This window comes from Rhodanobacter denitrificans, assembly GCF_000230695.2.
GTDB lineage: Bacteria > Pseudomonadota > Gammaproteobacteria > Xanthomonadales > Rhodanobacteraceae > Rhodanobacter > Rhodanobacter denitrificans.
This window is the reverse complement of the sequence record NC_020541.1, coordinates 1,771,522-1,796,417: the sequence shown is the minus strand read 5'-3', so window position 1 is coordinate 1,796,417 and position 24,896 is coordinate 1,771,522. Positions and strand designations below refer to the sequence as shown.

Sequence of the window (24,896 nt, the reverse complement as noted above, 5' to 3'; positions counted from 1 at the left end):
CCTGCGTCCACGATTATCATCACGTGTCCTTACTCCGGTCAGGCTTGAACTCCAGCACGACCCCATCGGTTGGTGTGGGCAATACTGATGAGTGACCGGCCACTTGGTTGGGGTCGCGATCGCCGCGCTTTTCCCGTCGGCGTGCAGCTGCAATTTCCCGCTCGGCATTGCGCACCACACGTTCCATACGCAATGCCATCGCCGCCATGGATTCGCGGGCGAGTTTTACCGTGCGACGCAGTTCCGCGTTTTCCTGGCGCAGGTTGCGATTGAGCTCGGACAAGGATGTGGGTTCGCCCGCTGGTTGGCGATAAGCCAACACCGCCATCCGCACGCGGGGGTAGGCGCACTTGTCATGGCTTATCAGGGTGCGTGAGTGTCCGGCCTCCATAGCCACCGTCGAGATGTTGACCTCCAGGGTGCCGCGCTTGGCGCGCTTGACCAATGCCGGATTGATGGGGTTGCCCGCCGCGACCCGGGCCAACGCCTGCATGAAATCCTGCTCGATACCATCGCCGGGAAGTGCCGGATTCTTAACCATGGGTCGTCACCAGCTCAGGCAGCGGCACTTTGATCGCTTGCAGTATCGCCGCGCTTTGCTTGGCCCGCAGTTCCGCCGCGCGAGCGGCTCTACTGGTCGCCGATGCCGCCATGAAATTGGTGTTTTCGATATAGCGCAGCAGCCAGAACTCGGCATGGTCAGCGTCCACCGCATAAAGTGGACAGCCTAGACACGTTTCCGGATTGCGGTGCACGTAGTTGGGCTCGGCATTGGCCCAGTGCACCGTTCCGCCCAATTCATGGCAACGGGCCTTCGTTGGCCCTAGGCCTATGAAACATTTTCCATGCCGTGAGAACCAGATTCGAATGTCCTCATTCAAGACCCATTGCTGCACAGTCGCGATGCCGGCCATGCCTTCGGCGGCACCAAGAATCCGAGCGAACTCGGCACGAAACTCATCTACCAGCTTCGCCATGCGGCCCGTGACACGGCGCTCGCCCCTCGCCATCTCGTAAAAGAACTGCGCGGTCTGTTGCACGCGCACCCCGTTCATCACCTCCAGTAACGAAGGGTCGTTGCCCAAGTAGCCCTGCTCCGTCATTGCGAGCGACAAGTGATGAAACTGCTGCGCGATGGCGCCGATCATGCGCGAGTCAGTGCGAAAGACATAGAGGGCGTAGGATTTACGCCAGGAATGAGTGAGCAAACAGGCGCCTTTCGTCTCCCGGTATCGAGCCAAATCCTGGCCATGGGCATTTCGATCCGGCAGGCCACTCAAATCCACGTGGTTGCCAATAAAGACCCGTTGCAGCGTTCGCAGCCGGCTTGCGAGGACGCGTCCGATCATTTTCCCGTCACGGGGATAGCTCCGGGGTGCCGTCATCTGAACGATCAAGTTGCTACGAAGTGAATGGTCCGTCGCATTGCCGCGTAATGGCTCGAGCAGCCGCTGCAATACCTGGATAGCGCGGACCGGGGCGGGAATGAAGTCCGATCCCGCTGGCCTGGCCCCGATCAGCCATTCGACTTCCTCGGGGACGCGACGCAGTTTCGACAGTAGTCCTTTCAGGAAGAAGTGCTCGTTTAGCCCGGTCTTGCTACTGCGAAGCTCCAGGCATGCGGGTAAGCCGGTCTGCGCATTCATCCCCGCAGCCAAGCCACATATTTCGTTGATCCGGGGGCCGGCTTCACTCTGCAGAACGATCACGCAAGCGGCGCAAACATCCTCGATTAGGGTTCTAAGTACCGAATGCGAATCGTGCACTGCAGTTCGCCATTCGCCAGAAAATATCGAGAGTCTGGTTGCTTCTTGAAGCGGCCCCCGCCAAGGCACCAGTTCTGGTGAGGCGCTGGAGAATCTGAAATTCTCCAATGCCACGCCCGCAACAATGGCGGCGTGTTCCCTGCACAATTCGGGACGGTACAGGGCGATGTATTCGTCTTGCAGCCGAATCACATCGTCGGCCCGTTCCCATAGCCATCGATGTGCCTCCGCCATAACCGGAAGCGCGACTTCATCTGGCACAGGTGGAATCCAGCCGACAATCTTGGTTGCCAGCTTGTTGGCTACCGTTCTAGCGCTCTTCCCGCCGAAGGGGGCCTCGGGCAGAACGGCCACACCGGCTTCGCGCAGGACAGCCCGCTGCGCCCAAAGCAATGACCAAAAATTCGTCCTGGGACGCAAGGCCCCCAGCGGAATCTCCGGGTCGTCCTGCTCATCGTCCTCCGATTCGTCTTCTGCCGGGATGCCTTCCATCATTTCGGTCTCGAGCATGTAAGAGCTGACTAGGTCATCGAGATAGTCCTCACTTGCTGCGCTGGTCAACTCGCTGATGCAAACGTAGTCGTTCTTGACCATCCACCTGACCAGGGAGCGCATCGCAGTGGATAGTTTCATGACGCTTCCCACCGTCAGATCCAATCCCGAGCGCCGATCGGTGAAAAGGGACCAGACAAAGCGCATCAGGCCGCCCCGAAGTGTCGAGAAGCGCGGTTGCCCGAAGCTCAACCCCTCGCCGAGGTCGAAGTCCCAGTCCAATCGCGCACTTCCTGGGCCCTGCCCCGGCGTCGTGAGGTCAAGCAGCCAGATGAGGTCACCGAATTTCGACCGTGTCGATACCGGAGCGTCCCAGGGGTCAGCCTCCAAATGCAGGCGTCGGGCCGCGGATGGCGAGGTAAGCATGGCTGTGGATGAATTCATCGCTTCAATCCGGTGTCGGTAACGGCGGAAGGTTTAGGGCCTTCGCCTGCTCGAGAATCTCAGGCGAAAACTGCGGTAGCCAAAAATGGACTAATTTCTTCTCAACCGGCGCCATGCGTTCCAACCAGCCTTGCGGATCCATCGTTTCGCGGGCCCTGCGGACGGCGTCCAACAAATTGAGTGATTGCGCTGCGGCATAGACCGAACGGATGTCGAGTTGGGTCAGTTGGCATGCCGGGCAGCGACCAAAAGCACTGCACAGCTTTCCGTGTGGGCTGTACGGCGAGTTGTAGGGGTCCAGGCATCCCCAACCTGGCGTCACCGCGCCTTCATCAATATCCATGGGCGCGTTGCGAGGGTCGGCCTTACCGCCCGTGTCGATCCAACGCCTGCGAAGCGTCGAGATCTCGCCCAGCCGCTCCGCGTTTCGTTCTCGTTGCGCACCACTTGTGTAATGGGAGTTGGTTGTTTCCTGGGAACGATGGTCCCCCAGCGCCTGAGCGGCACGCACATCGTTGTCGTGAATGGCGCGACCAATGTCCAGCATCGTCGGCCGCAGCTGTTGTAGCGTAAACCGCTTGAGATTGTGGTCTTCGCAGAAACCCCTGAGCGCGGTGGCCCATGTCGTGACGCCAGCATCGCTTTCGACATCAAAAAAAGACACGCCCGAGAAACCCGTCCGGGGAACAAACAAGAGCAAGCGATTGGCAATTTCCGGCTTGGCCAATTTGCGCAGGCGGGTGGTCCAATCCTTCAGGAACTCGACGATCGAATGCGGATTGTCGTAGGCAGCCTCGACGGGCGACGAAGGCATCTGTTTCCGCCGTGCCCTCCCCTTGTTGACGCCAGCCCTAAATCGCTTTTCTCCCAGCCTGTCCTCGGTACCGAAATCTTCTTGATTGCTCCCCAGCAGCGCCTCGGGATTCAAACGTGTGTGGATGGCCAACATGAGGACAAACGGCACCAGATCCCGGGGACTGGGCGCAAGCACCGATCGCAATTTCAGCACCGTCCCGAACTGCGTTTTGATCGCCGTGAGCAGATAGGAGTGTGTTTTCAACAACTGAGGGTAGCTTGGTACGGTGTCCGCGAAAATCTCATCCATGGCGGCCAACGCCACGCCGCGGTGTGCGTAGTCTCGACACGTGGTTGGGTTTTTTGGTATCTCCTGTATCGATCGATGGAGGAGATCCAGGTCGGCAGTTATGGCCTCACGAACCTGGGTCATCTCCGTCAAACATGCCCGATATAGCAACGCAAAGTCTTCGCCTTGGACGATAGGCGTAGGCGTATGTTTCCGCTTCCTTCCTGGCCATTGATGCGTCGGCACGCTGAAATCTGCTGGGATTTGCTTGCGCCATTTTGGTATTCGTTTGAGCGCTTCGATCATCACGCCCAGAATGTTGTAGTACGAATTTCGGGTTCCCTCTTTCCAAACAGCTTTGCCGCTGCCGGGGTCGATACGATTTAGCCAGCGAATGTAATCATGGATCAGTTCGGAATGGAGTTTGTCTAGGCTCAGGTCTTCCTTATTCTCCAGCTTTAGGAACTCGAAAAATCCCAGACGAAGCCACTTGTTTGAGTGGATGCGAGTCTTGCGCGTGTGTGTCGCGAACCTTTTGAGGAACGCCGTGCTCATCGCCTCTGTAAGATTCGGCGTCCGTAGCAGGTAGGAAGCATCCAGCGTCTCCGCGACACCATGACTTACCGGAAATACGAGGTGGAGCGCAGGACGGCCAGCCATCGAAGACTTGATGGCCCGACTTGACGGAAGCGGCAGCACATTCGACGCGGGACCGTCGGTCGGCACCGATGTGGCCCCATCTACCCCGGCCGCCTCTTTGGCTTTGGCGGCCTTTCGATCCAGTTGGGCAAAGCGACTGGGAGTCTTGTCTCGCCTAAGTCCCAAAGGTCATCCTCAAGAAGTGATAGAGGTTGTCGTTGACCTTCGCACGGAAGATATCCACAACTCTCAGATAGATGTCGGTGGTGGTTCTCAGGTAGCGGTGACCTAGCCGGGCTTGGACTACCTTCCATGGTTCGGCATTTCCTGCCGCCTTTTCTGCTTGGTATAGCCAAACGGCGAACGTGTGTCGTAAATCGTGAAAGCAATGCGCAGCGCACGAAGCTAGGTAACTCTCTTCAGTGAGTGGGTCCACGCGTTCTTCCTTCCTCACGAAGCCGCAAGCAAGCACAGCTTCGCGGAAAGCACCCGACAGCGTGTATCCGCGCACTGGTTTTCCTGCGTGATTGCGCGAGTCCAGCCCGTTCACGAACAAATAGCCAGCATCCTTCTTCAAGCCGAACCGCTTGCCGACCTCAACCGCTTCTCGACGTTCCGTGTCGATGTAGCGATGGAGTTCTGCGATCAGGTGACTGGGAAACAAGACCGTTCGAGGACGAAGCCCCTTTGTGCGAGTTATTTTCAAGGGCACGACTTCAATTGAATCGTCCGTAACGCGCAAGTTGAGAAGCTGATACGTGGTCAGCCCGGCGACTTCATCAAGTCGCATTCCAGTCCAGATGCTGATTTCTGCCGCAAGCCGATTGCGGGAACAACCAGGAATCCCTGCGTCCCTCTGGCTCGGCAGCGGTCCAAGCGATTTGGCAACTGCCAGCCAGGTCTTGCTCTCCATTGGATGAACGTGTTCGTCGGCTGACTCACTCGTGCGAGGGGCCGTGGTCGAAACGGCCACTTCTCTGGCGCTGCCGCCGGTATGCGCTAACGCATCGTCATCGATCGCCCGCAAGACTGGCTTCAGTTGTTTGGGATCCAAGGGTTCGCCTCGAAACAGGCCCTTCTCCTGCGCCCATTCGTAAAAGGTGCCGACAGTATTGATTCGTCTGGCAATCGTCTTCGCGGCATAGGGACGATGCGTTCTTGGGCTGACTGACCCCAACAAGCTGTCCCTGAACTCACTTAAGTCATCACTGGTGGCGTCGCACCAAAACCGACCCTCCCGCTCGAGGTAGCGCCACCAGTCACACAGGTCATGCGCCGCACACTCCACGGTGTTTGCTTTCCACATCCGAGGTTTTGGCGGGTACTGCTTGCAAAGCCACAGCAACACTGGTTCGACCGGCAGGCTGCTTTCATCGTCAACCAAGAAGCTATATCGCGCAGGCAACATGTCGCTGCGCAATTCATCTTCCGACTCCAGCCCAAGAGCTGTCGCTACCGTGATCATTAAAAGGCACGCCCTAGGCCATCAACGTGACCACCATCTCATACTATCTAACTGTTTTCAATGCTTTTACTTCAATAAATGACCATATTACTTACATCGACATATGAAGGTCGCTTCACGATGATTGAACCAAGGGAACAGCTCACGTCCAGATCAAAAAACGCATGAAATGCGGTATTAGCCTAGAAAAGCCCCTGACCACTTCAGCCTTTCATAAACCGCGGCCCCACAGCAAACGCCAGGTCGGTGGAACACAGCGTGGCCAGGCTGCGCTTGCCGGCCTCGACCAGCGCGGCGATGCCGGCGCAACCGCGGCCGCTGCGCATGCGCTGCAGGCCGGCCTCGACCAGCACGCGGTTGTTGAAATCCAGCGGCACCAGGTCGGCCACGGTGCCCAGCGCCACCAGGTCGAGCAAGCCGGAAAGGTCGGGTTCCGCGCCGGCGAAGACGCCGCGTTCGCGCATCCTCCCACGCAGCGCCAGCAGGAGATAGAACACCACGCCGACACCGGCCAGAGCCTTGCTCGGAAAGCCGTCGCCGGGCAGGTTCGGATTGACCATCGCGTCGCAGGCGGGCAACTGCTCACCAGGCAGGTGGTGGTCGGTGACGATCACCCGGATGCCGCGCGCCTTGGCTGCGGCCACACCGGCGACGCTGGCCACACCGTTGTCGACGGTGACGATCAGCTGCGGCGTCGGCTGCAGCGAGGCGACGAAGGCGGGACTCAGACCGTAGCCGTGCGCAAAGCGATTGGGGATCGCGTAATCCACGCGCCTGGCACCGAGCAGGCGCAGGCCGCGCACCGCCACCGCAGCGCCGGTGGCGCCGTCGCAGTCGTAATCGCCGGCGATCAGGATGGTCCAGTCGTCGCGGATCGCCTCGACCAGCAGATCGACGGCCGGCGCCATGCCGCCCAGCAATTGTGGTGACAGCATCCGCGCCAGCCGGTGTTCGACCTGGCCGGGCTCCAGTACGCCGCGCGCGGCGTAGATCTGCTGCAGCACCGGGTGCACCGCATCCGCCCAGCCATGCGGCGCGCCCCTGCCCTCGCGTCGGCGCAGCTGCAGTACGCTCAACGCCCCGCCCCACGCCAGAGGCGCCAGCGGTGGCGAGGCTTGTGCAGCCAGCGTTCGCCGCTGGCGAAATGCAGCACGACGGACTGGCGTTCGAGCAGCGGCAGCAGTGCCGGCCACCAGCGCGAGGCGATTTCCTGCGCCGGCAGGTCCTGCAGGTCGATCAGCCAGCCGGTCCCGCCGCCGGCGATCGTCTCGGCTGCGCGCGACTGCTGGGCAATGCCGGCACGGGCGGCCAACGCGCGCAACAGCAGATCGTCGCTGACCACCCCCGCCAGTTCGCTGGTCGACGGTGACGGCAGATGTCCACCACCCCACAGCCACAGGCTGTTGACCGGCGACTGCCCGTGCGCCTGCCGCCGGGCATTCAGCGGATGCTGGTGCAACAGCACCTGGATGTCGTTGAGCAGGACGCGCCAACGGCGCCCTTGCGCGCCCTGTGGCAGGTGCTGCGCCAGGTCCTCGCCCAGCGCCTGCTCAGGCGCGGCGAAATCCGGCAGCGGCAGGTCGGGCGGCAGGCGCAGATGCCAATGGTCCGGCGTGGAAATGTCCAGCTGCATGCCCGCTTCCTCGAACACGGGTCGCAGTAGCGCGGCCAGCACCTGCGCCTCGTCCATGCCCAGGCCCATGCGGCCGCAGGCGAGCAGGCGCACGCCGTTCATGTCCGGCTGTACCCAGGCCGGATCGGCCGACAGCCAGGCATCGCCGCCCGCGTCGCCGGCAAGGAATTCGCGAGTGATTGCCGCGGCGGGCAGGCCTGCGTCGACGCCCGCGAAATGCTCGCCGAGGCCGCCCAGGTAGCCAATGCCGCCGTCCGCCAGGCGATCGGCACGGGGCAGCCATGTGCGCAGCGGATGGCCCGGCTCGACGTGGGCGAGTGCGGGCAGCCACAGTTGCAACGATCGCTCCGGCAGGGACATTTCTCAGGCCTCCAGTTGTTCGACCAGCGCCAGCCACTCGGTTTCCAGCGCCTCCTTCTCATGGCGCAGCTCGGTCTGGCGCTGGCCGAGGCGCATCATTTCGCTGGTCGGGCCGTTGTAGGTGGCGGGATCGGCCAGCCCGGCCTCCAGCGCCGCCAGTTCGGTGTCGATGCCGGCAGTACGCGTCTCGATCTTCTTCACCCGCTGGCGCGCGGCCTTCTCGTTCTCGCGCTGGGCGGCGGCCTGGCGGCGACGCTGCTCGGGCGAAACTTCCGCCATCTTGGCCACCACCGGCTTGGCCGTCTTCTTGCTTGCGGTGCTGCGCGTCTTCAGCCAGCGCGCGTAGTCGTCCAGGTCGCCGTCGAACGGCGCCACCTCGCCGTCGGCGACGCGCCAGAAGCTGTCGCAGACCATGCCGAGCAGATGGCGATCGTGCGAGACCAGCACCAGCGCGCCGTCGAAGTCGGCCAGCGCATCGGCCAGCGCCTCGCGCATGTCCAGGTCGAGGTGGTTGGTCGGCTCGTCGAGCAGCAGCAGGTTCGGCTTGTCCCAGGCGATCAGTGCCAGCGCCAGACGTGCGCGCTCGCCGCCGGAGAAACCGTCCACCGACTCGAACGCGCGGTCGCCAGCGAAATCCCAGGTGCCGAGAAAGTCGCGCATCACCTGGGTTGCCACGCCCGGCGCCTTGTCCAGCAGATGGTCGAGCGGGCTCGACCCTTCGCGCAGGCTTTCTACCGTGTGCTGGGCGAAGTAGCCGATCTTCAGGTCCTTGTGCACCTTGCGCTCGCCGCCGAACGGTTCCAGCTCGCCGACCAGGGTTTTCACCAGGGTGGACTTGCCGGCACCGTTGGGGCCAAGCAGGCCGATCCGCTCGCCCGCCTCAATAGAGAATCGCACGTCCGACAGGACGACGTTGACCGCCTCTCCCCTCCGGGGAGAGGCATGAGGTGAAGGGCTGGGACTTGCGCTGGGGTCCATCGAGGCGCGCTCCGACCCATCTTCACCTCGGCCGTGTCCCCTCACCCCAACCCTCTCCCCGGCGGGGAGAGGGAGCAATTCGTAGCCGGCGGTGATGTCCTCCAGCTGCAGCATCGAATCGGGCAGCCGCCCCGGCGCCGCAAACTGGAAGCTGAAGGGCCGCTCGGCGCGCACCGCTTCGGTGCCGGCCAGCTTTTCCAGCCGCTTCATGCGCGACTGCGCCTGCTTGGCCTTGGTCGCCTTGGCCTTGAAACGGTCGATGAAGGACTGCAGGTGCGCGCGCTCGGCCTGCTCGCGCTCGTGCGAGATCTGCTGCTGGCGCAACTGCTCGGCACGCAGGCGCTCGAACGCGCTGTAGTTGCCGGTGTAGAGCTTGGCCTTGCCGTCGTTGAGGTGCAGCGTGTGGGTGATCACGCCGTCGAGGAATTCGCGGTCGTGCGAGATGATCAGCAAGGTGCCCTGGTAGCGGCGCAACCATTCCTCCAGCCACAGCACGGCGTCGAGGTCGAGGTGGTTGGTCGGCTCATCCAGCAGCAGCAGGTCGGACGGGCACATCAGCGCACGCGCCAGGTTCAGCCGTCCGCGCCAGCCGCCGGAAAATTCCTGCACCGCGCGCTCGTGCGTTTCCGGCGGAAAGCCCAGGCCGTGCAGTAGGCGGCCGGCGCGGGCGCGGCCGTCGTAGCCGTTCAGTTCCTCGATGCGGTGATGCGCCTTCGCCATCGCCTCCATGTCGCCGCGCTCGCCGGCCTCGGCCTCGTCGCGGATCGCGGCGGCCAGCTCCTCGTCGCCACCCAGCACGTAGTCGATCGCCGCATCCGGCAAGGCCGGGGTTTCCTGCGCTACCGAAGCGAGGCGCAGCTTGCCCGACATCTCCAGCTCACCGGCATCGCCCTCCAGCGTGCCCTGCAGTGCGGCGAACAGGCTGGATTTGCCGCAGCCGTTGCGGCCGATCACGCCCAGCCGCCAGCCGCCCTGGATCACCAGGTCGATGTCGGAGAGCAGCAGCCGGCTGCCGCGGCGCAGGGCGAAATGTCGGAAGGAAATCATCAAAAACCTGGATCGGGACCGGGCAGGCGGTCGCCTGCAGCCGCCCATGATAGCGGTGATGGCGCTATTCTCGACGCGTCGACCGGTGTCGCCGCGCGCAGGCGAATGCCGAACCCATCGCAATCGGCGGCCACCGGCATGGCGCCGTACTGGCGCTTCTGCTACAACGACGCCGCATACAGCCTTGTCTGGAGAGGGGAGCCATGGTCAAGTTCACGAGCAGTTTGCCGATCGTCATCATGCTGGCCGCTGCCGTCGGTCTGGCCGTATCGCAGCCAGCCAGCGCGGCGCAGTCGCGCGAACACGGCAACAGCCTGCTGATCCACCGCGTGCAGCAGGAAAAGGACATGAACCTGCCCCGCCGCGGGCTGAGCATGGCGCAGGTCGAGAAGACCTGGGGTGCGCCGCAGCGCAAGCTCTCGCCGCGCGGCGGCGACAGCAAGAAGCACCCGCAGATCAACCGCTGGGAATACGCGAACTTCATCGTATATTTCGAGCACAGCCACGTGATCCACGCGGTGCTCAACACACCGGCCGGCAACAACACCAACCCGGCAGACGTCAACTGAACTGATTGGCCGAACGACGCGGCCCGTGGCGACACGGGCCGCGTTTTCATCTGCGCGGTTCCCGCGTCGTACAATGCGCGGCCCTTCCCCGCGCGAGACAACCAGCATGACCGACCACGCCCTGCGCCTGCCGGCGGAATGGGAACCGCAGGCCGCGGTGCTGATCGCCTGGCCACACGCCGGCACGGACTGGGCCGAACGGCTGGCCGCGGTGGAAACCACCTATGTAGCGCTGGCCGCCGCGGTGACCCGCTTCCAGCCGCTGATCGTGGTGGTCGCGGATGCCGCACTGTGCGCCCATGTGCAGGCGCAGCTGCGCGGCGCCGGCGTGGACCTGTCGAGAGTCCGCTTCGTCGAGCTGCCCTACGACGACACCTGGCTGCGCGATTCCGGCCCGATCACCCTCGTCGACGGTGGCGGCGGCTTCCAGCTCACCGACTTCCGCTTCACCGGCTGGGGCGGCAAGTTCGGTGCCGAGCAGGACGACGCCCTGGTCGCCGGACTGGCGCATGCCGGCGTGTTCGGCCAAGCCGCGCACAAGCGTATCGACTGGGCGCTGGAGGGCGGCGGCATCGAGAGCGACGGCGACGGCAGCATCCTCACCACCTGGCGCTGCCTGGTGCAGCGCCACCCCGAACAGTCGCGCGAGGAAATGAGCGCGATCCTGCGCGGCAGCCTGCACGCCGATCGCGTGCTGTGGCTGGATCACGGCTACCTCGAAGGCGACGACACCGACGCCCACATCGACACCCTCGCGCGCTTCGCGCCGGGCGACCGCATCGTGTTCCAGGCCTGCGACGACACGGCCGATCACCACCACGACGAACTCCAGCGCATGGGCGAGGAACTGGCCGCGCTGCGCACCACGGACGGTCGTCCGTACCGGCTGCATCCGCTGCCGTGGGCACAGCCCATCCTCGACGAAGGCCGCCGGCTCGCCGCCTCCTACGCGAACTATCTGATCGTCAACGGCGCCGTGCTGGTACCGGCCTACGGCGACAGCGCCGACGCCGAGGCTGCGCGCATCGTCGGCGAGGCGCACCCCGGCCGGGTCGTGGTGCAAGTGCCGTGCCGCCCCCTGATCTGGCAGAACGGCAGCCTGCACTGCATCACCATGCAGCTGCCCGCCGGGATCGCCTGAGCCGCATCGGCTAAACTGTGCGGTCTGTTCCGCCTGGCGATGTGCCGAGGATTGACCCGATGATGCGCAAGAGTCTCAAGGTCGCGCTGCTGCAGGAAACCGACCGCGGCAGCCGCGACGCCAACCTCGATACGATCGAAGCCGGCCTGCGTGAAGCCGCCGCGGCCGGCGCCGAACTGGTGCTGCTGCAGGAACTGCACAACGGCCCGTACTTCTGCCAGCACGAGTCGGTGGACCTGTTCGATCTCGCCGAAAGCATTCCCGGCCCGTCCACCGAGCGCATCGGCCGACTGGCCGAGGCGCTCGGGCTGGTGGTGGTCGCCTCGCTGTTCGAGCGCCGCGCCGCCGGGCTGTACCACAACACCGCGGTGGTGTTCGACCGCTCGGTGGCGATCGCCGGCGTCTACCGCAAGATGCACATCCCGGACGATCCGGCGTTCTACGAAAAGTTCTACTTCACCCCGGGCGACCTCGGCTTCGAGCCGATCGACACCTCGGTCGGCCGCCTCGGCGTGCTGGTGTGCTGGGACCAGTGGTACCCGGAAGCGGCGCGCCTGATGGCGCTGGCCGGCGCCGAACTGCTGCTCTACCCCACCGCGATCGGCTGGGAGCCGAACGACGCGCAGGCCGAGAAGGACCGCCAGCGCGACGCCTGGATCATCGTGCAGCGCGGCCACGCCGTGGCCAACGGCCTGCCGCTGCTGTCGTGCAACCGCACCGGCTTCGAGGCCGACCCGTCGGGTACCGGTGCCGGCATCCAGTTCTGGGGTTCCAGCTTCGTCGCCGGGCCGCAGGGCGAGTTGCTGGCCCAGGCCGGCACCGGTGCGCGCGAACTGCTGCTGGCCGAGGTCGACCTGGCGCGCAGCGAACAGGTGCGGCGGATCTGGCCGTTCCTGCGCGACCGCCGCATCGACGCCTACGCCGACCTGCTCAGGCGCTTTCGGGATTAATGCGATCATCCCTGATCGCGAAGATCACACGGGCGGCCATCCCTGGCCGCACTCTTCACTTGCTTCGCGCGGGATGCGTCCCCATGCATGGATCTCTACCCACCATCGGCCTGCTGAACGCATGAGCGCCCCCGAAACCGAAGTCACCGCGCTGCCCGCCGCCCTGCACGGCCAGCCGATCGAGCGCGTGCAGCGCGACGGCGTGGAATACGTGGTGCTGGGCACGGCGCACGTCTCGCGCAGCAGCATGGAGGCGGTCGAGGCCTTGCTGGATCACGAGCACTTCGACGCGGTGGCGGTGGAGCTGTGCGACAGCCGCGCGCAGAGCATGCGCGACCCGGAAGCGTTCAAGCAGATGGACCTGTTCAAGGTGATCCGCCAGGGCAAGGCCGGCATGGTCGCCGCCAGCCTGGTGCTGTCCACGTTCCAGAAGCGCCTGGCCGACCAGTCCGGCATCCAGCCCGGCGCCGAGATGAAGGCCGCGATGGACGGCGCCGAGCGGCGCGGATTGCCACTGTGGCTGATCGACCGCGAAGTCGGCACCACGCTCAAGCGCGCCTGGCGCAGCGTGGGTTTCTGGCAGCGCTTCGGCCTGCTCGGCGGCCTGCTGGCCAGCGTGTTCGAACGCGAGGAGATCGAACAGGGCGAGATCGAGAAACTGAAGCAGGGCGACCTGCTGGAAAGCGCGTTCAGCGAGTTCGCCAGCAGCTCGAAGCCGCTCTACGACAGCCTGATCGGCGAGCGCGACGCGTTCATGGCCGCGCGCCTGCGCGAGGAAGCCGCGCGCCCGGCCACGACGACGGAACATCGCCGCGTGCTGGTGGTGATCGGCGCCGGCCACCTCAAGGGCCTGTGCACCCTGTTGCGCGAGCAGCAGGACGATCCCGCCGCGAAGGTCGCCGAGCTGGCTGTCCCGCCGCCGAAGGCACGCTGGCCGAAGTGGGTAGCCGCCGGGCTGGTGCTGCTGGTGTTCGCCGCGATCGCCTGGGCCTTCCACCGCAACGCCTCGCTGGGCACGCAGGCGCTGCTGGCCTGGGTGCTGTTCACCGGCGGCTTCGCCGCGCTCGGCGCGCTGGTCGCCGGCGCGCACCCGTTCAGCATCACTGCCGCGTTCATCGCCGCGCCGATCAAGCCGTTCCGCCCCGGCATCCCCGCCGGCGGCATCAGCGCGATGGCCGAAGCCTGGGCGCGCCGCCCGCGGGTGGTCGACTTCGACACCCTGCGCGACGACATCGTGCACTGGAGCGGCTGGTGGAAGAACCGCGTGGCGCGCACCCTGCTCAACTTCTTCCTGGTCAGCGTGGGCACGATCGTCGGCGAATACAGCGCCGGCATCCACATCTTCAAGAGCCTGTTCTGACCCGGCTACCGAGGCGGCACATGCTACGATGCGCCCGCCCGCGGATCACCGCGGACGCCATGCCCGGATGGCGAAACTGGTAGACGCAAGGGACTTAAAATCCCTCACCCTCACGGGTATGCGGGTTCGATCCCCGCTCCGGGCACCAATAGAATCAATGATTTAGCCTGAATTACTTGTTGAGCGCCATTGTCCGTGGGACACTCACGGGACACAACAGCCAGCAAGGGTCAATCATGGCCACTATTGTTCGACGCGTGGGACACGATGGGACAACGAGCTATCAGGCTCGCGTTCGTGTGCGTGGTGAGCGTCCCCGTAGCCGCACGTTCAAGCGCAAGACCGACGCGGTAGCCTGGGCGGCCAAAGCCGAGAGCGATCTAGGCCACGGCTCATATGTGCCGACCACGGCCGATCGTCGCCGCACCCTTGGCGAACTGATCGACAAGTTCACCGCCGAATATCTCCCCGTGAAGCCCAACAGCAAAGACGGCGCGAAGGTCGCCGCCATGCTGCAGTGGTGGAAGGATCAAGCGGGCTTTGTGACGCTGGACAAGCTCACGCCGCAGACGGTCGCCGGCTACCGTGCGGAGCTGTCCGCCAAGCCGTCGGCGCGCGGTGGTGGCGTGCTGTCAGGCGCAACGGTGAATCGCTATCTGGCCGCCCTGTCCGCTGTCTGCAAGTGGGCATGGAAGGAACTAGGCTGGCTGTCTTCAAACCCCGTGCTGGCGATCACGAAGCGCAGCGAAGGCGCTGGCGTGGTGCGCTTCCTGTCTGACGACGAGCGCAAATCCCTGCTGACCGCCTGCCGCGCGAGTGACGACCGGAACATTTATTGCGCCGTGATGCTGGCGCTGGCCACCGGCGCGCGCCGAGGAAATATCTTTCCGCTGCAGTGGGAGGACGTCGACCTAGAGCGCATGACGTTGCTATTCGCAGACACGAAGAACGGCCAGCCGCGGCGCGTGCCTATCGTCGGCCCCGCGGTCGCCGCTATCCGGCAGCAATGGGAGCGCGACCCGACGCAAAAGGGCTGGGTCTTCAAGGGCCGCAGCGACGACGCGCCCGCCAACCTTGATAAGCCGTGGGCGAAGGTACGCGACGCGGCCGGGCTGGTGGACTTCCGTTTCCACGACCTGCGGCACACGACGGCAAGCTATCTCACGATGAACGGCGCGAGCCTGGCCGAGGTTGCCGAGGCGCTAGGTCACCGAACGCTGGTGATGGCGCGCCGATATAGCCACATGACCGGCGACCACACGCGCAGCGTGCTGGAACGCATGGCCGGTAATTTCTTGGGAGACGACGAATGACCTTCGCATCGAAAGCTAGATTCTCGGGCATCATCGTCGCCGACATCGCCAAGTGGCTGGCCGGGCCGATAGACGATGATGCGAAGCGCGATATTTTCGAGCTGATCGAGGCGGCGAAGCGCGACCCCTCGCAGTTTCGCGCGCTGCGCGTCAAGTGGGCTTTCTATCGCCTGCGCGGCATTGTGCCGGCCATCATCGAGCGCGAGCCTGCCAGCGATCTACGCGACGATCTGAGCGACGCATGGGCTTTCCTGAGCGCGGAAGTACGCAAGGCATCGCCGGACTGGAGCGAAGCCGACCGCCACCTGGACACCTTCCACGCACACATGAAACACGCCGTTCACTTCGACGACCAGCGCGCTGTCATCGAAACTGGAACCCGCGTGCGCAAACCGTTCGAGGAAGCCAACGCCGCGAGCAGTGCAGCCGCCGCCGCGAGATACGCACAGTGGCAGGCGCGCGCCACCGACCTGTGGGCGCTACCTCAACACGCGCACAAGAGCGCGATTGAGATTGCGCGATTGATCGCACGAGGAACCGTCTACAAGCCTGGCACTATCCGCACGCGGATCAGCAAGCCGGCGCCGTAGGATCAGAAAGTTGTCATAGCCGGGCGCGCTGACAACACCGCGCCGCCGACCATCTCCACACCAGCCAGAAATGGCTAACAACGGGAGATGGCAATGAATCGCAACCTTAAGTCGGTGACTCAGTTCGCCGCAGAATCACCCTTCACCGAAGCGCAGTTGCGCTGGTGGATCTTCAACGCGAGCACCAACGGTCTGCAGTCCGCTGTGGTGCGCATCGGTCGCCGCGTGTATATCGACGTCGACGCATTCAGCGCGTGGGTGGACCAGCAGCAGGTGGCAGCATGAATGCCGCCAACCTCACCCCGCCGAGCGTGGCGAACCCGGCGCCGACGCGCGCGCATTGCGTCATTGTGACGCGTGGCTCGCTTCCGGCCAGCCGCTACCGCCTGCTCTGCGCAACTGGATGCACCGGCGCGCGTGGGCGATCGTGGGTAACGCGATGATCGTGGAGACCGGCCCATGATCACTCGTAACTTCCAAGCCATTACCGAATCACTGGACCTGTGCGCGCCGCACATGGACGAAGGCGGCATATACCCAAACCATCGCGCCGAGGTCCAAGGCTGGACGATCCTTGTCGACTGCTACGCACTGGACGCACCCGATGCCGCCGATGTCTGGATGGCCGTCCACATCATCATGGGCCTGACGCGCATTGCCGCGGACCGTGAATCTTTGAACCTTCTGCGGCTGTGGCTTACACCCGGATATGGCGGCCATTCCACGGCAGATCTGATCGCCAGCAGCATGGCCTGGAGCGCAGCGACCCGTGACAACCGCGACACGACTCTGGAAGTTCTCGGCGAGCTGGCCGACGACGTGGAGCGCGACGCCGACGGGCGACCGGACGCCGACCAGCTGCTGGCGGAACTGGCGGAGGTGCGCGCTGAGCTTGCCGAGTTGAAAGCTGAGCGGATGCAACCCACGCTGTCGAGCTTCGACTGGGTACTGAACCCCACGTCATCCATGCGCGCTTTCGCCCGCGCGGTCGCGTCCTTCGTGAAGCTGTATCAGGTTCGGGCGATGGACCCAATCGACACGGTGCAGAAGGTAGCAGCGGCACGCGCCGGCATCGCGAAGCGGGTGCAGCCATGACGTCGGCCGCCGATCGTCTACTGAATGCCGCCGCAGTGGTCGACGGCTGGCCCGAGACGCCGCGGCATGCGCAGGTACTGGAGGTGCTGAGCGAGCTGGATCTGATCGCGCTGCGCCTGGGGCGGCTGATTGTTCCCGATGAGCCGCAGCAATCCCTGCACCAGTGCGCACGTGCGCTCTACACGATGAGCGCGCAGCCGGCCCCCGACGTGGAGGGCGCTACCGCTGTCGTGCGCGTCGCGACTCGTTGTATTGCCGCGGCACATCGCGCGCTGGATCGAATCAAGGAAACCCCATGACCACAAGCCAGACACGACGAAGCCCGGCGGCTACCGGGCTTCAGGTCGAACAGAACGAATTGCCCACGGCGGGCGCGATTGATGCTACCGCCGCAGCCTCGTTTCTCAAATGGCTGGACCCCGCCGCCAGCGTATGGTGCGTCCGCACTTTTCCCGATTTGGGAACCGGCGCGGGTCATAACTACACAGGCGGCCTTGCCGAGCATGCGGAAGCGCTGGCCGCCGACAATGCCGCAGGCCGCGGCGTGTTCGCGGTCATCAATGAGGGCGGCCACAAGGCGCGCGACATTAACCGCGTTCGTGCCGTGTTCGCCGATTTGGATGGTGCCCCGCTGGCGCCCGTACTGGCTTGCGATCTGCTGCCGCATATCGTGGTCGAGTCCAGCCCCGGCCGTTTCCACGCGTTCTGGTTATGCGATGGTTTGCCGCTGGCGCAGTTCGCAGACGTGCAGCGATCTATCGCCGCACGCTTCGGCAGCGACCCCAGCGTGATCGACTTGCCCCGCGTGATGCGCTTGCCCGGATTTATCCACGCGAAGGGTTCGCCGTTTCTGTCGCGCGTGCTGCAATGGAACGCACACCCGCGCTTCACTGCCGAGCAGGTGCTGACGCAATTTCCACCGGTGGCAGGCGAGCGTGTGACAGCGCCGGGCACTGGCGATGCTGAAGGTGTGACCGTTGAGGACGCCGGAACCCGACACGCCGACCTGATAGCGCTCGCGGTGCGCCTCGCACGTTCCGGTGTATCGCAGGCCACGGCAATGGCAGCAGTGGAGGCCGAGCACGACCGCGGCCGGTGGTCGCGTGACGTTCCCGATGGCGAGCGCGCGGCGGCTGTGTCCAGCGCGTTTGCCAAGATCGCCAGCGGAGAAATAACGCGCGAGGCCGACCCGTGGGCCGTGGGCTTCGGCCGTGCTCCGCTGCCTGTCGGCGCTGTCGCAATGCAGACGTTGCGCCCGGTGCCGATTGCTGACGTGATGGGCGCAACAGTCGCGCCGCCGCAGTTCATCGTTAACCCGCTGATCCCTGCCGGCCATCTGACCCTATTTGGCAGCCACGGCGGCAGCGGCAAATCAATCCTCGCCCTGGCCATCGGCGCGCACGTTGCGGCCGGTCAACCGTGGGCCGGGCTCACGGTGCAGCATCGCCCGGTGCTCTTCGTGTCGCTGGAGGATGCCGCGGAGATCGTGCGGTATCGGCTGCGCAAGATCATCGAGGGCTACCAGTTGGACGCCGCGGCCGTGCTGGCTGGGCTGACGATTCTGGACGGTAGCGCCGGGCTGTCCGCGCTGATGACAGAACACGCCGCGTTCGGCGTGCGCTCGCTGGTGCCGACGGCGACGCTTGGCGAGCTGCGCGCCGCGGTGGGTCGTGCGGGGCTGCTGATCATCGACAACGCATCGGACGCCTACGACGGTCCCGAGAATGATCGACGGCAGGTGCGGACGTTTATCCGTGAGCTGGCTGGGCTCGGCCGCGCCAACAATGCCGGCGTGATGCTGCTGGCGCATATCGACAAGGCCGCGGCAAGGTTCGGCGCCGCGGGGAATAGCTACAGCGGTTCGAGCGCTTGGCATAACTCGGCGCGCTCACGGCTGGCGCTGGTCGATACGCGCATCGGCAAAGAGCTGGTGCAGGAAAAGCTCAACCTGGGCGCGAAGGCCGCACCGATCCGGCTCGCGTGGACGCCTTCCGGCGTGCTGATTCCCGACTGCGCCGAGTACGTCGACGGTGCGACCGGATCGGATGCCGACGCGGTGCTCGCGGCGCTCAAGGCTGCGATTGACGACGGCGCCAGCGTATCGACCGCACGCACCGGTCCAGCGACGACGCAACGGATGCTGGACGCGTTCCCGGATTTGCCGCAACGCATGCGCGGCGCGCGGGGGCGCGAGGACTTCTGGGCCGCAATTACAGATTTGCAGCGTAGCGGACGCATCGCTGTCGAAAATTACTGGGACGCCAAGCGCCATCAAAAAGAGCGATTCGTTATCCCTTCGCAGGTTTCGCAGGTTTCGCAGGTTCCCGTAACCAGCGATCAACCCGCGAACCGGGAATCCTGCATCGCAGGTTTCGCAGGTTCAACGTGCGGGGGTGTGGGGTAATGAGGTGCGAACAGAGCCAGCGAATTACCGTCCCCGATCTAGCCGATCGCATCGCCGATTGTCTGGCGACGCTGGAAGCCACCGCGCGCGCATCGGCCATCCCCGTTACTGGCGATGGTCGAGTGAGTGAAGCCGATGCTGCGGGACTGGTAGGGCTGGCGGCCGGCACGTTGCGCAACCTTCGCGCTAGCACCTGCCCGCTGGCGTTCTACAAAGTCGCCGGCCGCGTGACCTACCGGCTCGCCGATCTGGCCGAGTTCATCGAGCGCCAGCGCGCCGACGCGTGAAGTCGTTGCACGGAACCGCACGCGAACGCATAGAACCGCACGCAACGACATAGGCAGCCCGGAGACGACTCGGCACGCTGGAGGCATGCCGCGTGCACACCGCACGCCACCGACCGAGAGGGTCGAGAATGACCGCCTTGCAATTAAAGCTTGTCGCCACCGATACCGCCGCAGGTTCGTTCTCTGGACTGGCTGCCGTATTCAACGAGGTGGACAGGCAGAACGATTCGATCCGTCCTGGCGCCTTCGCCGCCACGCTCGCCAAGTGGGCCGCCCGCGGCTACGGCATCCCCCTACTGCGCCAGCACGATCAGACCTTGCCCATCGGCAGCATCTACGCGGCCAAAGAAACCCCCGACGGTTTGCTGGTGCAAGGCCGCATCGCAACGTCGACCGCTGCCGGTGCCGAGGCGCACGCGCTCGCTCTGGCCGGCGCGCTGTCCATGTCGATCGGCTACACGACCCCGCCCGGTTCCACGCGCGTTATCGACGGCGTGCGCTACCTGTCTGCGGTCGACCTGCACGAGGTCAGTGCAGTGAGTGTGCCGGCCGCTGCGGGCGCCAAGTTCACCGAGATAAAGAGCGCGGCCGACTGCCGCACGATTCGAGAATATGAAGCCCTTGTGCGTGATGCATTGGGACTTTCATCGCGTACCGCGAAGGCGGTCGCAAGCAAGACCTATTCCCTGGTCAACCCCCGTGATGGTGGGGACCCGCAACGCGATGTTGCGCCGGAAACCCTGACCAAGGCGCTCGCCATGTTGGCCGCGTCAAATCCCCATTCGAGGTAAGACCCAATGAACAACCATTCCATTCTCCGCACCCTCAAGCCCGGCCAGCGCCTGCAGACCAAAGCCGCCGACGGCGATCCGTTGCTGGCTGCTGTCGCGGAACATGCCCAGCGATTCGAGAAGGCCGCCGAAAAATCCGCGCTGGAAATCAAGGCACTGAAGGATGCGAACGCCGAGCAGGCCGAAACGCTTAACGGCATGGTGCAAGAGCTCGCCGAGATCAAATCGTTCCGCGGACACGGTGGCGGCGGTGGCAACGCTGGCCCGTCGCCTGTGCGCTCTTTCATCGAGTCCGACGGCCTCAAGTCTTTCCTGGGCGGCCAGAACTCCACCGGTCGCATCGAGCTGAAAAATAGTTCCGTGAAGATGCTTTGCAAGGCTGTCGTGAATACCGGCCGCGGTGGCGTCGGCGATCAGAGCTATACGGCACCCAACGACCGGGACAGCAACAACCTGTGGGGCTTCGCGGTGCGTCCGCTGACCCTGATGGAAGCATTGCGCGCGATCCCCGTCACCAGCGGCAGCTATGAGTTCACGCAACTGGATCCGTCCTACTCGAACGCCGCGGACTATCAGGCCACCGAGGGCGCGGAGAAAGCCGAGGGCGGATTCCCGACCGTGGATGCTGTGGCGACCATTGCGACGATCGCGCACTGGATCCCGGTATCCAATCAGGTATTGGCCGACGCGCCGAGCCTGGAAGTGCAAATCGACAACCTCTTGCGCGTCGGTGTATTCCAGCGAGCCGAGAATCAGGTACTGAACGGGGTCGGTGGCACCGGCAAGATCAAGGGCATCATTCCACAGGCGACCGCGTTTGCTGCGACTGCCGATGATGCGCAGGATCGTATCGGCGAGGCAGTGACCGCGCTCGCTGCTGCAGGCTGGGCAGGTCAGCCGGCCATCATCATGAACCCGGTGGACTGGGGCAACATCACCCGCACGCGTGGCACCAGCGAAGGGACCTATCTGCTGGGCTCGCCCGTCGCGCCGGCACCGCCGGTGCTCTGGAATACGCCCGTAATTCAGTCCGCATCCGTGCCGGCAGGAACCACGGTCGTTGCCGACCTGAGCCAGATGGCTTTGCTTGATCGCCAGCAGGTGACCGTGCAGGCCAGCCGCGAGCAGAAGTTCACCAGCAACGTCACGATCCTGCTTGGTGAAGGCCGATTGGGTCTCGCGGTGTTCTCGCCTGGTGCGGTGCTCAAGGTCGCGCTGGTCCCGACCACGTAAGGAATCGGGCCGCGGTATGTGCGATCGGGGCGGCCAGCAATTGCATACCCGACGCACGTCGCCCAGCTGGCGGTGGTGACTCCAATACAACACCAGCATGCAGCGGTACGCGGTAGCCCTTGGGCGCGTCAGCCCGCCGAGCCCTGCAGACCAGCCCCCGGCCAGTGCGATCTGGTGCGGGGGCAACCTACCCAACGCGACGACCGGTAATTACCGCTGCCCGGGAGGGCAGGTGCAAAGTTCGGAGCATCGGTCTCGGGGACCGCGTGGGCAGCTAATTTCCCGCTTCCACAAATGAGATATTCCGATGGCCGCCCACCGCAAACCGAGCAACGTATTGCAGCTGTCGGGCGCCTTCGCGAAGAATCCGAACCGCACCCGCACCGACCCAACACCCCGCGGGCCGATCGGTTCAGCCCCCCGGCAGGTGCCGATCACCTTTCGCAAGGCGTGGGATCTGATCGTGAAGGCGTCGCCCGATGGCGTACTGGCCGACCGGGACCGCCTGGCCGTCGAGATTGCCGCATCCCTGTTCGTCCAGTTCCGCGCAGCGCCCGCAGACTTCCCCGCGGCCAAATTCGCGCGTCTGCAGTGCCTGCTGGCTGATCTGGGCATGACGCCCGCGGCAGCTTCGCGCGTTACTGCAGCACCGAAGCCCCAGCGCAACGACTTTGACGACTGAACGCGAGCCTCCGGTCAATAGCATCGCTATTGACTAAGCCGTCATTACGGGGATAATTGTCAACAGCAGCTTTACAGCGCCCTATAGTTCAGCGTCGCAAGACGGTCTAAGGGAACGCCGAGGAAGCTGCTTTTTTTTGCCTGCCATTCAGGCCTTTCGGTATCACATCATCCACCCAGACGTATCCTTCTGCGGATGACCTGATCGGTACCAAAATGTCGTAGACCACCGCATGGTGGTCCGATACCGCTCGCAGGATTAGGTTCGGCCGTCCGTTGAAATCAGTCGAAACCTCTGAAACGTCCGAACACCCTGCAGCGAGCCACTCGGCGAATTGTTCCGCCGTAAACCCGTCCTTAAGTATTCGGCTCGCATAGCCATGATGCGGTTTTAGGTCCAAGAGTAGCGGGCACTCAATTGGCTTCCGCCAAAAATCACTGAGGTACTGGGTAATTCGATCACGTTGAGTGTTCGTAACTATCACCCCTTCTCGGATCGTGAATTTGTGAGGCGTACCGAGCTCGGCTGCCTGGGCGCAATAGAGGTTGAGCGCAACTACAGCGCTAGGTGTGAGTGCCAACGGTGTTCCCCCCTCCGATCCATCAGACGATTGTGGACCGCCAAGAGCACGACCTCCACAAATAATTGAGGTACGCGCCGATTGCCGGGGCACCACACGCGCTATTGTGGAGACCCGAACAAGGGCTTCGCACATGACTACCATTCAATGTCCAGCGTGCTCTAAATGGACGCCCAATGAGTCCGGTGAATGCTTGGCCTGTGGTTATTCACTGCAGACTTTCGAGCCCAGACGCCTGCGCTCCATTTCTGAGCGTGATGAATACACGCCCTCCCGTGTCCAAACCTTACCCGCACCGATTGCTGCGGATTTAGGGCACGATCCGGCGTGTGAAGACGATCCCGCGTATGAAGGTGCGCCACCGGCAGCGGTGCCGCCTCTTGCCTGTCCTAAGTGTCGATCTGTGCAACTGACTGCCAACAAAAAGGGCTTCGGGCTACGTGGCGCAGTGGTCGGCGGCTTGATAGCCGGCCCCATGGGCTTACTCGGTGGGCTTGTCGGAGCCGGCAAGGTCAAAATCACATGCTTGCAGTGCGGTCACTCATGGGAGGCCGGGAAGCGAGCATAGGCAGCGTCGTGGGACACTGGTGGGACACGGAAGCCGAGAATTGCCAATAGTCAGCAGCGACCGGCAACAGATAACCCATTGAAGCTAAACGACTTCAACTGTCGGCAACAACCACCCGCCGCGACTTAAAATCCCTCACCCTCACGGGTATCCCGGTTCGATTCCGGGTCCGGGCACCACCTCTTCGGCGAACTTGCCTCGCCCACAAAAAAAGTGCGGCGGGATCGCCCGCCGCACTTTCGATTGCCTGTACCGGGAAACCTCGAGCGATCAGGCCGCCGCGTCCTTCAGCTTCTTCAGCGGGCGGATCTTGATCTTGGTCGACGCCGGCTTGGCCGCGAACCACTGCTCTTCCTTGGTGAACGGGTTGATGCCCTTGCGCTTCGGCTTGGCCGGCACGCTCACCGCGGTGATCTTCAGCAGGCCCGGCAGCTGGAACGAGCCGGCGCCCTTCTTGTGCACCGAACCGGCTACCGCGCCTTCCAGCGCTGCCAGCACAGCACGCACGTCCTTGGCCACCACACCGCTGGCTTCCGCGATGTGCGCCACCAGGCTGGACTTGTTCAGGACTTCCTTGATCGGCTTGGGTGCGGCGGGTGCGGCCTTGGATGCCGGCTTGCTCTTTGCAGCTGCTTTCTGCGTCTTTGCCATGGGTTTCCCCTCGTGGATATGTGGTGGTTGGTTCGTATGCCTCGCGGCACGCTGAATGTAGGGGAATTCAGCGGTGGCGCCAACGGGTCGAACGGCAAAAACCGCAAAAAAAACGCTGCAACGACACCATCGGCAGCCTGATCGTCTGTCGTAGACGCAAAACGGCCATGCAACCGCGGCAAGCAGACTCGCACCGCGCTGCCCGGCGCGGCCTGGAAAGGCGAAGACCCGGCATTCGGAACGGCACAAAAAAACCCGCCGGGGGGCGGGTTTCCTGCGGCTGTCCGGCAGCCGGTTGCGCAATGGAGGCCAAGGTCGGAATCGAACCGGCGTACGCGGATTTGCAGTCCGCTGCATGACCACTCTGCCACCTGGCCATTGCTTGGTGCATCGCGACCGTGATGATCGCAGGTTGCCTCTAAAAAACAAAACCCCGGTAGGCCGAGGTCTGCTTGAAAACTGGAGCGGGAAACGAGACTCGAACTCGCGACCCCGACCTTGGCAAGGTCGTGCTCTACCAACTGAGCTATTCCCGCATCGGAGCCGCGAATCATAGCAGAACGAAGTCGCTTGTGAATAGCCTCGCCCCCTGGTTTTCGGCATGACCGGCGCGAGAGGCACCCATACGACAAAGCCCCGGACAGGCCGGGGCTTTGTCTGCAAACTGGAGCGGGAAACGAGACTCGAACTCGCGACCCCGACCTTGGCAAGGTCGTGCTCTACCAACTGAGCTATTCCCGCATCGGAGCCGCGCATTCTAATACGTGAATGCGG

The 24,896-nt window shown here is 63.9% G+C and carries 21 protein-coding genes, 4 tRNA genes and 1 pseudogene; 15 read left to right on the top strand and 11 right to left on the bottom strand.

What is annotated here, in order from left to right:
- Positions 1–19: 19 nt before the first annotated feature.
- The 7 genes and pseudogenes from R2APBS1_RS08075 to R2APBS1_RS08045 form a co-directional block, all read right to left on the bottom strand.
- Entirely contained in the window at positions 20–541 is a 522-nt protein-coding gene (locus R2APBS1_RS08075) for a hypothetical protein (protein ID WP_015447535.1), read from the bottom strand.
- Entirely contained in the window at positions 534–2,702 is a 2,169-nt protein-coding gene (locus tag R2APBS1_RS08070; protein ID WP_015447534.1) for a hypothetical protein, read from the bottom strand. Before R2APBS1_RS08070 ends, R2APBS1_RS08075 begins: the two co-directional genes overlap by 8 nt.
- Before the next feature lie 4 nt (positions 2,703–2,706).
- Positions 2,707–4,341: a hypothetical protein gene (locus tag R2APBS1_RS08065; RefSeq protein WP_015447533.1), complete on the bottom strand. Its 1,635-nt coding sequence runs from the start codon at positions 4,339–4,341 to the stop codon at positions 2,707–2,709.
- Between the two features lie 259 nt (positions 4,342–4,600).
- Positions 4,601–5,890 carry a tyrosine-type recombinase/integrase gene (locus tag R2APBS1_RS08060; RefSeq protein WP_015447532.1) on the bottom strand — a complete coding sequence of 430 codons (1,290 nt, stop codon included), beginning with the start codon at positions 5,888–5,890 and terminating at the stop codon, positions 4,601–4,603.
- A 218-nt stretch (positions 5,891–6,108) separates the two neighbouring features.
- Positions 6,109–6,966, bottom strand: a pseudogene (locus tag R2APBS1_RS08055) (single-stranded-DNA-specific exonuclease RecJ); the annotation flags it as partial.
- Complete coding sequence (locus tag R2APBS1_RS08050; RefSeq protein WP_015447530.1) at positions 6,963–7,883, bottom strand: phosphoglycerate mutase; 921 nt, start codon at positions 7,881–7,883, stop codon at positions 6,963–6,965. The pseudogene R2APBS1_RS08055 and the gene R2APBS1_RS08050, both read right to left, overlap by 4 nt.
- Positions 7,884–7,886: 3 nt before the next feature.
- Positions 7,887–9,908, bottom strand: coding sequence for an ABC-F family ATP-binding cassette domain-containing protein (locus tag R2APBS1_RS08045; RefSeq protein ID WP_015447529.1), 2,022 nt, complete (start codon positions 9,906–9,908; stop codon positions 7,887–7,889).
- Between the two features lie 203 nt (positions 9,909–10,111).
- Here R2APBS1_RS08045 and R2APBS1_RS08040 point away from each other — a divergent pair, with 203 nt between their 5' ends.
- The 15 genes from R2APBS1_RS08040 (at position 10,112) to R2APBS1_RS07975 (ending at position 22,323) form a co-directional block, all read left to right on the top strand.
- Positions 10,112–10,477, top strand: coding sequence for a hypothetical protein (locus R2APBS1_RS08040; protein ID WP_015447528.1), 366 nt, complete (start codon positions 10,112–10,114; stop codon positions 10,475–10,477).
- A 106-nt stretch (positions 10,478–10,583) separates the two neighbouring features.
- Positions 10,584–11,618, top strand: coding sequence for an agmatine deiminase family protein (locus R2APBS1_RS08035; protein WP_015447527.1), 1,035 nt, complete (start codon positions 10,584–10,586; stop codon positions 11,616–11,618).
- 59 nt (positions 11,619–11,677) lie between these two features.
- Positions 11,678–12,568: a carbon-nitrogen hydrolase gene (locus tag R2APBS1_RS08030; protein WP_015447526.1), complete on the top strand. Its 891-nt coding sequence runs from the start codon at positions 11,678–11,680 to the stop codon at positions 12,566–12,568.
- 121 nt (positions 12,569–12,689) lie between these two features.
- Positions 12,690–13,928, top strand: a complete 1,239-nt coding sequence (locus R2APBS1_RS08025) for a TraB/GumN family protein (protein ID WP_015447525.1) — start codon at positions 12,690–12,692, stop codon at positions 13,926–13,928.
- Positions 13,929–13,989: 61 nt separating this feature from the next.
- Positions 13,990–14,076: transfer RNA gene (locus R2APBS1_RS08020), tRNA-Leu, on the top strand.
- An 88-nt stretch (positions 14,077–14,164) separates the two neighbouring features.
- Positions 14,165–15,241: a tyrosine-type recombinase/integrase gene (locus R2APBS1_RS08015; RefSeq protein ID WP_015447524.1), complete on the top strand. Its 1,077-nt coding sequence runs from the start codon at positions 14,165–14,167 to the stop codon at positions 15,239–15,241.
- Positions 15,238–15,831 (top strand): hypothetical protein, encoded by a 594-nt coding sequence (locus tag R2APBS1_RS08010; protein ID WP_015447523.1) that lies wholly within the window; start codon positions 15,238–15,240, stop codon positions 15,829–15,831. The genes R2APBS1_RS08015 and R2APBS1_RS08010 overlap by 4 nt, the downstream gene beginning before the upstream one ends.
- A 93-nt stretch (positions 15,832–15,924) precedes the next feature.
- Positions 15,925–16,116 (top strand): hypothetical protein, encoded by a 192-nt coding sequence (locus tag R2APBS1_RS08005; RefSeq protein WP_015447522.1) that lies wholly within the window; start codon positions 15,925–15,927, stop codon positions 16,114–16,116.
- A gap of 174 nt (positions 16,117–16,290) precedes the next feature.
- Positions 16,291–16,926 (top strand): hypothetical protein, encoded by a 636-nt coding sequence (locus R2APBS1_RS08000; protein WP_015447521.1) that lies wholly within the window; start codon positions 16,291–16,293, stop codon positions 16,924–16,926.
- Positions 16,923–17,225, top strand: coding sequence for a hypothetical protein (locus R2APBS1_RS07995; protein WP_015447520.1), 303 nt, complete (start codon positions 16,923–16,925; stop codon positions 17,223–17,225). The genes R2APBS1_RS08000 and R2APBS1_RS07995 overlap by 4 nt, the downstream gene beginning before the upstream one ends.
- Complete coding sequence (locus R2APBS1_RS19280; RefSeq protein ID WP_015447519.1) at positions 17,222–19,330, top strand: AAA family ATPase; 2,109 nt, start codon at positions 17,222–17,224, stop codon at positions 19,328–19,330. The genes R2APBS1_RS07995 and R2APBS1_RS19280 overlap by 4 nt, the downstream gene beginning before the upstream one ends.
- Positions 19,330–19,617 carry a hypothetical protein gene (locus R2APBS1_RS20035; RefSeq protein ID WP_015447518.1) on the top strand — a complete coding sequence of 96 codons (288 nt, stop codon included), beginning with the start codon at positions 19,330–19,332 and terminating at the stop codon, positions 19,615–19,617. Before R2APBS1_RS19280 ends, R2APBS1_RS20035 begins: the two co-directional genes overlap by 1 nt.
- A gap of 128 nt (positions 19,618–19,745) precedes the next feature.
- Complete coding sequence (locus R2APBS1_RS19275; RefSeq protein ID WP_015447517.1) at positions 19,746–20,408, top strand: HK97 family phage prohead protease; 663 nt, start codon at positions 19,746–19,748, stop codon at positions 20,406–20,408.
- Positions 20,409–20,414: 6 nt separating this feature from the next.
- Positions 20,415–21,641, top strand: coding sequence for a phage major capsid protein (locus tag R2APBS1_RS07980; RefSeq protein WP_015447516.1), 1,227 nt, complete (start codon positions 20,415–20,417; stop codon positions 21,639–21,641).
- Between the two features lie 307 nt (positions 21,642–21,948).
- Complete coding sequence (locus R2APBS1_RS07975; RefSeq protein ID WP_015447515.1) at positions 21,949–22,323, top strand: hypothetical protein; 375 nt, start codon at positions 21,949–21,951, stop codon at positions 22,321–22,323.
- A gap of 1,418 nt (positions 22,324–23,741) precedes the next feature.
- Here the strand turns inward: R2APBS1_RS07975 and R2APBS1_RS07970 are convergent.
- The 4 genes from R2APBS1_RS07970 to R2APBS1_RS07955 form a co-directional block, all read right to left on the bottom strand.
- Positions 23,742–24,122: an HU family DNA-binding protein gene (locus R2APBS1_RS07970; RefSeq protein ID WP_007508565.1), complete on the bottom strand. Its 381-nt coding sequence runs from the start codon at positions 24,120–24,122 to the stop codon at positions 23,742–23,744.
- 303 nt (positions 24,123–24,425) lie between these two features.
- Positions 24,426–24,499, bottom strand: a tRNA-Cys gene (locus R2APBS1_RS07965).
- An 83-nt stretch (positions 24,500–24,582) separates the two neighbouring features.
- Positions 24,583–24,658, bottom strand: a tRNA-Gly gene (locus tag R2APBS1_RS07960).
- A gap of 129 nt (positions 24,659–24,787) precedes the next feature.
- Positions 24,788–24,863: transfer RNA gene (locus tag R2APBS1_RS07955), tRNA-Gly, on the bottom strand.
- Between the last annotated feature and the right edge of the window lie 33 nt (positions 24,864–24,896).